Source organism: Streptococcus sp. HMSC034B03 (genome assembly GCF_001838575.1).
In the GTDB taxonomy this organism is placed as follows: domain Bacteria; phylum Bacillota; class Bacilli; order Lactobacillales; family Streptococcaceae; genus Streptococcus; species Streptococcus anginosus.
In genome coordinates this window covers 62375-71604 of record NZ_KV837634.1, presented here as the reverse complement: position 1 = coordinate 71604, position 9230 = coordinate 62375, and the positions used below count along the sequence as shown (strand labels likewise).

At 38.5% G+C, this 9230-nt stretch carries 9 protein-coding genes; 3 read left to right on the top strand and 6 right to left on the bottom strand.

Going from position 1 to position 9230, the window contains the following annotated elements; translation table 11 throughout:
• Positions 1–294 precede the first annotated feature (294 nt).
• Entirely contained in the window at positions 295–1164 is an 870-nt protein-coding gene (locus HMPREF2634_RS07815) for a cation diffusion facilitator family transporter (RefSeq protein WP_021002219.1), read from the bottom strand.
• Positions 1165–1334: 170 nt separating this feature from the next.
• Between HMPREF2634_RS07815 and HMPREF2634_RS07810 the strand changes: the two genes are divergently transcribed.
• Entirely contained in the window at positions 1335–1856 is a 522-nt protein-coding gene (locus HMPREF2634_RS07810; RefSeq protein WP_021002220.1) for a TetR/AcrR family transcriptional regulator, read from the top strand.
• A gap of 64 nt (positions 1857–1920) precedes the next feature.
• Positions 1921–3090: a CynX/NimT family MFS transporter gene (locus tag HMPREF2634_RS07805; protein WP_021002221.1), complete on the top strand. Its 1170-nt coding sequence runs from the start codon at positions 1921–1923 to the stop codon at positions 3088–3090.
• A gap of 66 nt (positions 3091–3156) precedes the next feature.
• Here HMPREF2634_RS07805 and HMPREF2634_RS07800 read toward each other — a convergent pair whose 3' ends face one another.
• A complete protein-coding gene (locus HMPREF2634_RS07800) occupies positions 3157–3741 on the bottom strand; it encodes a DNA-3-methyladenine glycosylase (protein ID WP_021002222.1) in 585 nt (194 codons plus the stop codon).
• Positions 3742–3993: 252 nt separating this feature from the next.
• On the opposite strand from HMPREF2634_RS07800, the gene HMPREF2634_RS07795 reads away from it, so the two are divergent.
• Positions 3994–4818 carry a Cof-type HAD-IIB family hydrolase gene (locus tag HMPREF2634_RS07795; RefSeq protein ID WP_021002223.1) on the top strand — a complete coding sequence of 275 codons (825 nt, stop codon included), beginning with the start codon at positions 3994–3996 and terminating at the stop codon, positions 4816–4818.
• Between the two features lie 128 nt (positions 4819–4946).
• Here the strand turns inward: HMPREF2634_RS07795 and dltD are convergent, their stop codons facing one another.
• Genes dltD through dltA form a run of 4 tightly spaced genes read right to left on the bottom strand, consistent with a single transcriptional unit; the run spans position 4947 to position 9230 of the window.
• The gene (dltD, locus tag HMPREF2634_RS07790; RefSeq protein WP_003026724.1) at positions 4947–6215 is read right to left on the bottom strand and encodes a D-alanyl-lipoteichoic acid biosynthesis protein DltD; all 1269 of its coding nucleotides are present in this window, start codon (positions 6213–6215) and stop codon (positions 4947–4949) included.
• A complete protein-coding gene (gene dltC / locus HMPREF2634_RS07785; RefSeq protein ID WP_003026725.1) occupies positions 6208–6447 on the bottom strand; it encodes a D-alanine--poly(phosphoribitol) ligase subunit DltC in 240 nt (79 codons plus the stop codon). Before dltC ends, dltD begins: the two co-directional genes overlap by 8 nt.
• A gap of 15 nt (positions 6448–6462) precedes the next feature.
• A complete protein-coding gene (gene dltB, locus HMPREF2634_RS07780) occupies positions 6463–7707 on the bottom strand; it encodes a D-alanyl-lipoteichoic acid biosynthesis protein DltB (protein ID WP_021002224.1) in 1245 nt (414 codons plus the stop codon).
• The gene (dltA, locus tag HMPREF2634_RS07775) at positions 7704–9230 is read right to left on the bottom strand and encodes a D-alanine--poly(phosphoribitol) ligase subunit DltA (protein ID WP_282187207.1); all 1527 of its coding nucleotides are present in this window, start codon (positions 9228–9230) and stop codon (positions 7704–7706) included. The genes dltB and dltA overlap by 4 nt, the downstream gene beginning before the upstream one ends.

Genomic DNA, 9230 nt, shown 5'->3' with positions numbered 1-9230 from the left:
AAAGTGTGTCCATTTACTTGACTATGTTGCAAGGGATTCCCTTATTCATCACGTACTATTCCTTTATACGCTTCAAATCCCATATGTTTGTAGAAACCTTTGACAAAAGGGTTCTGTTCGTTAAATTCTTCCTACTCATATTTTAGCAGTTTCTTATCTCTATGACAACCTGAGCTATTTTTTTCGATGTTCAAGAAATAATGGTTTCAGCTGTCTTCTTTTTCAAACTTGTTAATAACAGATTTAACACTTTTCAACAACTCCTTAACAGCGGAATGCTCCATTTTTTTCTCCTCATTCCTCATTCTCTCCACCAATACAGCATTCTTCGTGCTCATCTAAACTTTCGTCTGTCTGAATGGTTACTTTTGTAATTCCATACATTTTGAGATGTTGGCGAATGAGCTGCTGAGTTTCTGCTTGTTGTTCGGGATGTTTCATGCAAATATGAATCATCGCAAATTTTTCTAGTCCATCGGTTGTCCAAACATTTAGCTGAGTGACTGTTTGGATATTCTCGATTGTTTGAATTTCTGCATAAAGGTCATTCAGATTTACATCGCTCGGTACGTGATCAAGAAAGATTTGAACATTTTCCCAAAACTTTGGTAGTGCTTTACTCAAGATAAAGGTTGAAATGATGAGTGAAAGCAATGGGTCAAGGAAATACCAGTTTGTAAAACGAAGAATAAAGGATACAAAGATCACAGCCAACCAGCCTAAAATATCTTCTAGAAAATGCAGACTCAGAATGGATTCGTTGTGCGTATGTCCATGACTAACCACCCTGCTGGCTGCAAAGTTGATTACAATTGCAAAAATTCCCAAGATAAGCATACCGTCGTAATTTACCCGTTCAGGCGCAAATAGCTTGGGAACATTTTCAACCAAAATAAGAATAGAGCCCACTATCAAAATGGTAGAGGTCAACATGGCTCCCAGTAAACTATACCGTTTATAGCCTAATGTATAGTTTCTATCACCTCGTCTATTGGAAATTTTTTCAAAAAACGCCGACAAGCCAATCGCTAAGGCATCACCCGTATCATGCACCGCATCTGCTAGCACAGCACTAGAATTAAAAAGAACACCAAAGGTAAATTCAATAATTGCAAAAGAAAAATTTAACAGAAATGCAATCCAGACATTTTTACTTGATTTCATTATTGCCTCCTTCTAATCGCACATTGAGATTTGATTTTATTTATTGTATAATGTATTCAAAACAAAACACTTTGTTCAATTATATTATCTACTATTTTAACGGAGGAAACAAGAAACAAATCTAATGCTTCGTTTGATAGTGTACATTTAAGGAGATTTGTTCGGAAACGATGGATAGACGAGTTAAAAAATCACGCGCAGCCATTTATCAGGCTTTTCTCACTCTTTTGAATCAAAAAAGCTATGAGTCCCTCACAGTTCAAGAAATCATTGACCTTGCAGATGTCGGTCGGTCGACTTTCTATGCTCATTTTGAGACAAAAGAAGCACTACTTGAAGAAATGTGCCAAGATTTGTTCCAACATACATTTGTTGAGCGCTACCAAGCAAGCGAACTTTTTGACGCAACAGCTCATATTTTTTACCATTTCAGGAAAAACCAAGATAAAATAGCCACTTTATTATTATCTAAAAATATTTATTTTATCAATCGTTTAAAATTAGAGCTAGAGCATTATCTTTTTCCTCTCATTCGCGAAAAGTTATTGGCACAAAAGTCTGATTTACCAGAGCCATTTTTAAAAAACTATGTCACGACAACTTTTATTGAAACAGTTACTTGGTGGTTGGGACAACGAAATAAAATCGACGAAGCCACTATTACAGCCTACTATCTTGAGCTAATGCACTAATATAGGACTATAATTTTGGCTATCTCTATGGTATAATTTTTTAAGAACCTTTCTAGGAGAATTTATGAAAAAACAACATTCTATCTTTTTATTACCAGGAATTATCATGATGGGTGTCGCTTTGCGGACGCCCTTTACAACGCTTCCAACTGTCTTAACAGACATTGCCAACGGGCTTCATGTTTCAGTTAATTCCCTCGGTCTTTTGACCAGTCTGCCCTTAATCATGTTTGCTCTCTGCTCTTCATTTTCGGCGCGTTTGGCGAGCAAAATTGGGCTTGAACGGCTTTTTACTCTTGTCCTTGCCCTTCTTACCATTGGCTCTTTGATTCGGATTTTTAATCTACCACTTCTTTATATAGGAACCATTCTCATTGGAGCTTCCATTGCGGTGCTTAACGTATTACTGCCAAGCGTCATTCAAGCCAACCAACCGTATCGGATTGGGCTTTTAACGACAATGTATGTAACCTCTATGGGGTTATCGACTGCTATTGCTTCTTCTATTGCAGTGCCGATAACAAAAGCAACTTCATGGCAAGGTCTTGTTCTTTTTTTGACAATGGTTTGTCTTTTAGCATTTTTGATTTGGCTACCAAATACATCTTATAACCATTTCTTAGTGAACAAAAATAAAGAGCAACAAGGTAACTCTATCTGGAAAAATAAAAAAGTTTGGGCTATTATTATTTTTGGTGGCTTGCAATCATTGCTTTTTTATACTTGCCTAACCTGGCTACCAACTATGGCAACGCAAGCTGGCATTTCAAATGCTTCTGCTGGAGTTCTAGCCTCTGTCTTTAACTTGATTAGCCTACCTTTTTCAATGACCATTCCTAGCTTGACAACACGGCTGTCTCCTCGTCATCGTATGATAATGTTAGCAATTATCTCTGCTGCGGGTGTCCTTGGTATTAGCATGCTCTTAATCCAAACGAATGATTTCTTTTATTGGCTTATTGCCAATATCCTTATTGGGTCAGCTGTGAGTGCTCTTTTCCCATATCTTATGGTTACTTTTTCAACAAAAACGAGTAGCCCTGAACAAACTGCTCAGCTATCTGGCTTAGCACAAACAGGTGGTTATTTACTAGCCGCTTTTGGACCAGCTCTATTTGGTTATAGTGCCGATTTCTTCCATTCTTGGCTACCTGCTGTATGTGTCTTGCTCATTCTTACAATCATTATGATTATTGCCCTCTTTTATGTAGAAAAATCTGATAAAATTTTATAAAAATCAAAAACAGAATGGAGAGTGAACCTTTTTCAGTTGTTGGGCTCTTTTCTCCACTCTGTTTTTTTAATTATCTATTTTCCATGTCTTAGCATCTGGCAATAAACCTACCTTCGAAATTTTAGAAACGTGCCGATTGCCCATAACATAAAAGCCTAGAGGCACAGCTCGCCATTCATCTGTGCAAGTCACGCCAATTCGAGAGCGCGAGCCAATTTGAAACGGGACAGCATTTTCTACCAATTGCAATCTTGAAGTGGTCAAACCTTGACCATCAAATTCCTTGGTAATCCCTGCAAATTTAGTTAATTTTCCTGGGCCATTGGCAAGCAATGTACCGTCTGGTAATTCCAAGGCTCGAATCAAGATGGCTTCTGCGACATTCTCAGCCCTTGTGACTAAATTCAGCATTTGATGCCCGTAGATTTGATAGACATACCAGTGTCCAGCAGATAAATACATAGACTCGTTTTTCGGTGTTCGTTTACCATGCGCACTATGACAAGCACTATCTTTAGCTCCCAAATAGGCTTCTGTCTCAACAATTCGTCCCAACACTTGTCCGTCTAAGCACAATTGCATACCTAACAAGGACTTAGCCGTTGCGACTGTATCTGTCTGCATGATGTGTTTAAATTCTTTTGATAACATGATTTCATTATAACATGAATTCCATACAAAAAAGCAATCGAGAAAGACTGCTTTTTTGTTTAGGAGATTATGATGAAAAAAGTTTTTTAGGATTAGTTATAATATACCTTGTTTTGCTTAAATTTGTCTTAATAGAAAATAGCTAAACCGCTTTCAAAAAATCTTTTTTATGTTAAAATAATAACAAAGAAGAAAAATGAACATTCTGGTTATCAACCCACAATGATATCATGCTTATAAGGACAAAATTTTATGAACAAACGACCTATCCGCCTTGTCATAAGCGATATTGACGGTACTATTTTAAATGACCAACACCAAGTTGATTATCAGCTAAAAATACAGCTTCCTCTTTTGCAAGAAAAAGGAATTCCTTTTGTGTTGGCATCTGCACGTTCACCACTTGGCATGGAGCCAATCGCACAGCAGCTTGGTCTCATTGACAATCCATTGGCTTGCTACAATGGCGCTCTTGTCATCAAAGGAAATCCTCAGAATTATGAGGTTTTAATGGAACACGCTTTGGATAAAAAAGAAGTTCGTTGTCTGCTAGAGTTCGTCCAAGAGAAGTTTCCAGCTGTAGCTATCAATCTCTATTCAGGAAAGGATTGGTTTGCTGAACAGATTGACAAATGGGTTCAGGAGGAAGCAGATATTACCGGTGAAAATCCCATCCTTCAATCTCTAGTCTCTGTTGTAGAAGATCGTGCTTCTATTCACAAACTTCTTCTGATAGGTGAAGCAGCCACCATCCAAAATCTTCACGACTATCTGCAAAACACAAATTTTCCTAAAACAGCCTTTTATCTTTCAAAAGAGAATTATCTAGAAGTTACAGCTAAACAGGTTTCTAAGGAAAATGCTCTTCAAGAGATTGCTCATTTTTATCACATTTCTCTCCAGCAAGTCATGGCAATTGGTGATAACTTCAACGACCTCCCCATGCTGAAATTGGCCGGATTAGGGGTGGCTATGGGAAATGCTCCTAAAGCAGTCAAAGAGCAGGTTGCAGCCGTTACCCACACCAATAATAATCATGGTGTCGCTCAAGCAATTGAGCAATACGTCTTGGATTAACAGCTATCTTGCCAAAATACAATAGAAAAGCTGACAGATTCATAAAATTCTCTAGTTCCCCATATAAAAAAACACGGACAAGCAAACTAGCAACCAACTAGTTAATTTGTGTTCGTGTTTTCTTTTTCTTATTTAAAATTCTCAATTGCTCCGTCATAATTTGCCCATTCTTTGCTGAAGAATCGATCATTCATCTGGTAAGTCGGAGCAGGCTTAGGATTGGAAATAAAGGGATTGACGGCCTTATCAAACGCCAGCCAGCCAAGCCAGCCCATGTGAATGGTGTCTTGCATAAAGTAGGGCTTCCCACCATCGTTTGAAAAGTCCGCGATATTGGTAAAACCTTGACTTTCCAACTGATAACGAATTTTCTTCACCGCTTGTTGATACTTTTCTTGACTCAAACCAGTATAGGCCATCCATTTTGCATTGACAGGGGGAATAACAAAGATTGGATTCGTTTTTGACTTGGCAAATTGCTTCAAAACAAGTTGTAAATCGTTATACTCGGGAGATTTGGTATAAGAAAACTTTGCTTGCTTTCCTTTAAACTTTTTAATACGTTTCCGCAAGCGATGCTTATAAAATTTATTATCAATTCCTAAATCATTATTAGTCGTGTTTCTTTGAGCATCTTTTGTCGCAAATTCTTCCAAATCCTGATAAGAAAATTTGTCTGGCAAACGCTTAATTTGAGGCTGTACCAATTTTTCATAATTCTCATTACGTTCGGTAAAAAGAGAACTGAAAAGGGCATCCTCACGTTTATTTAAACGGCTGATAAGACGGATGTACTGTTTGTCAAAGTTTGACAGTTTCTGATGATTAGCTATTTTTTTTACATTGTCTTTCATAGCCACCGTAGGATACAGTTGCAGGAGGCGCTTCGCCGCATATTGAGCATCAATGTCTCCTTCTTGCTGGCGCAAGAAACTAGTCAATTGATCACTATTGAAATATTGTTGAAATGCTGCTGGACTGTAGCCTTTTTTAGTAAACCATTGGGGAGAGACAACATAGATAGCTGGCTTATTTTTTAACTGCGGAAGCATTTGCTGCATGCCAAAATATTGCGTAAGAGATGCGGCTCCTCGTTGTCCTAAAAAATACGGACGATAATTACGCTTATATTTTTCTGACAAAACCGCAGGATGCATGCTGTCAAAGCGCAGCCATTCACTTGAACCAAAGTAAGGAACAAAGCGGTGCTTCTTATCTGTCAAAGCACGTACTTTTTGCGTTCTTCCCTTGAAACTTCCCGCCGTCAAAGTAACAGCTGAGCGCTTTTCAGCTTGGTAATCATGTTGTTGCTTGGTTGGGTAGAAAAATAGTAAAGCCACCACCATCAAAAGGGCGCAGAAAACTGGGCCTAAAATGAGCCACAATCGTTTAAGCATTGCGCAGCTCCGTTACGCCTTCAATAATTTTATTAGCAGTATTCCAATCATCACGACCAAATTCTGAGACGGGAACATGAATGTCAAAACGGTTTTCCAATTCAACAATCAATTCAACCGTTCCCATACTGTCCAGAACTCCTGCATCAAACAAATCTTCGTCCATCATGTCTGATACATCTTCCATAAATAAATCATCAATAATTTCTAATACTTCTGCTTTTACGTCCATTAGAGAACTCCTTTTTTATTTTTTAAACCATAAGTCATTCAAAAATCCTGAGAAGATTAAGAATGAAAACATTACAACATTAAAGGTGATAAACATCCCCACTGCTTGTGTCCATGTGTTATCTGAGAATGGTGGCAAATTCTTCTTTTTCCGCTCTTTATTGATGATCTTCTTCTTTCGCACCCAAGCATCATTGATAACGAGTCCTAGACCGTGAAAGAGTCCATAAGCAATATAATACCAAGTGACTCCGTGCCAAAAGCCCATGACTAGCATATTGATGATATAAGCTACACTTGAAGTGGTATTCCGATTTTTAAAAACTTTGTTTCGGATAAGTACTGTAACCAGACGCATAAAGACAAAGTCACGGAACCAAAATGATAAACTCATATGCCAACGATTCCAAAATTCTTTCAAATCATGCGAAATAAAAGGCTTATTAAAGTTAATCGGACTTTTAATTCCCATTAGATTGGAAATAGCAAGGGCAAACATTGAATAGCCGGCAAAGTCAAAGAACAAATCCAGTCCAAAGATATACATTACTCCTAGCGTTGGTAGATTAAACCAACCACCCATTTGTAATGCGTACTGCTTCAAAGGCGGTAATATCATAGAGCCGAAGATATGTGCTAAAATAAACTTATATAGGAAACCTAGCATGATATAATGCACTGATTTCTCAAGCATATCCAACAATTCATCACGCTCAGGGATATTTTCATAATCTTGATTGAACCGCTTAAAACGATCAATCGGCCCACTTGAAAAAGTTGGCATAAAGAGCATGAAACGTAAAAATTCCCATAAACTAAAGTCTTTGAGCACACCATCTCGAAGCTCAATCATCATTCCTACTGAACGGAAAGTTAAGTAGGAAATTCCTAAAAAGCCCAATAATGATTGATGACCATAAATAGCCGGCGTTACCTTTACAAAGAAAAGCGGCAGGATAGACAAAGCAATGTGCAAATAGAAAATCCATTTGCTATCTCCCGTTTTTCGATAAATTTTATAAGACCAAACCCAAATCATCTGCCAAATAACGTAAAACAGTAGCGCATAAATTTGCGTTAACTTTGGTCCAGTCAGCATAAAAATGATAAAAGCAAAGCTGACCAGAGCTTCGTAAATGGGAAATCTTTTTTTGAAGAATAAACCAACAAAGATTGGCAAAACGGCTAAAATGATATAAACAAAATACTGCGGATCCCCGTACGGTTCCAAGTGAGGAAGCTGTCTTATGAAATCCATCATCGGTTGTTGACCTCGCTAATCAAACCTTTAATATCAATCTTACCATTTGGTGTCAATGGCAAGGAATCCCGATAAAGGAATTTGGAAGGCATCATATAAGACATCATAATATCTTGCAAATCTTCTTTGATAGCTTTGGTGATGTCAATCTCACGCTCAAATTGTTCCTTAACCCCGTCCTTCAGGATGACATAGGCTAGAAGGTTTTGTACTTTATGATCTTTATTATAACGCGGTACAGCCACAGCTGAGTCCACATATTGAGACTTGTTCAGGTTTTGGGAAACATCTTCTAATTCAATACGAAAACCGTTGAACTTGATTTGGAAATCCATACGACCGCCATAAAGCAGTAAACCTTCATCTGTCATAGTACCAACATCACCTGTATGATAAGCTGGTAACCCTTCAAACTCAAAAAATGCTTCGGCTGTTTTCTCTGGATTGTTCATATAGCCTTTTGATACAGCTGGTCCAGATATAATGATTTCTCCTTGCTCACCATTCGGCAGTTTGTTTCCGTCTTCATCAATCACAAAAGTTGGAGAATCCGCTTTGGTATAGCCGATCGGCAAGCGTTTCATATTTGTCAGCATATCATCCGTTATAGCAACAGCAGATAGAGCCACAGTTGCTTCTGTCGGACCGTAAGCATTGATAATACGTGCATTTGGAAAACGGTCACGCAATTTTTGAGCCGTTTTAACCGTCAATTCTTCTCCGTCAAAGTAGAAATGCGTAATGCCTGGCATTTTTTCAGCATTGAAATCCTCAGACAGCATCGCCATATCTGCAAAAGACGGTGTTGATGTCCAAATGGCAATCGGCAAATTCAAGATAGTTTCAAATAACTGCTTGAAATCTTGCGTAATGGCAGACGGAACCGCAAAAAGTGTGCCTCCAAGTGCTAAGGTTGGCGCCCAATACATAACCGATAAGTCAAAAGAATAAGGTGGCTGCGCCAACATTTGCGGACGAATTGGAGTCGCAAATTCCTTATCTGTAATCATCCAGTTGGTAAAACTGAGCAAATTATCGTGCGAGATTTGCACACCCTTTGGCTTTCCAGTCGTTCCCGAAGTGAAAATGATATAGTAATTATCATCACCTTTAACAGGGTGTGTAATTTCGTAAGGATGTTTGGCTGCAAAAGCAGTTTGAACTGCTGCCAAGTCAAGAATTGGTATGTTCACATCTTTCAGCGGAAAGTCATTGATTGCAATGATGAGACTAGGCTGTGCCACTTCCACAATCGCTGTCACGCGCTCCAGAGCTGAATGACTATCAATCGGAATATAAGCATGCCCTGACTTCGTCAAAGCTACAAAGGTTGCCAGCATGTCGTATTCTTGCCCACCAAACACTACCACTGGTGACTTTTCAGGAAGCGCAAGGCTGTCAATCTTTGCAGCGAGCGAATCCGAGTCCACTTTCAAATCATGATAAGTATGAACTTCTCCGAGAACATTGTAAACTGGAAAATCTGGTTGAGACTGAGCAAAATACTCAATCGTTTCAATCAT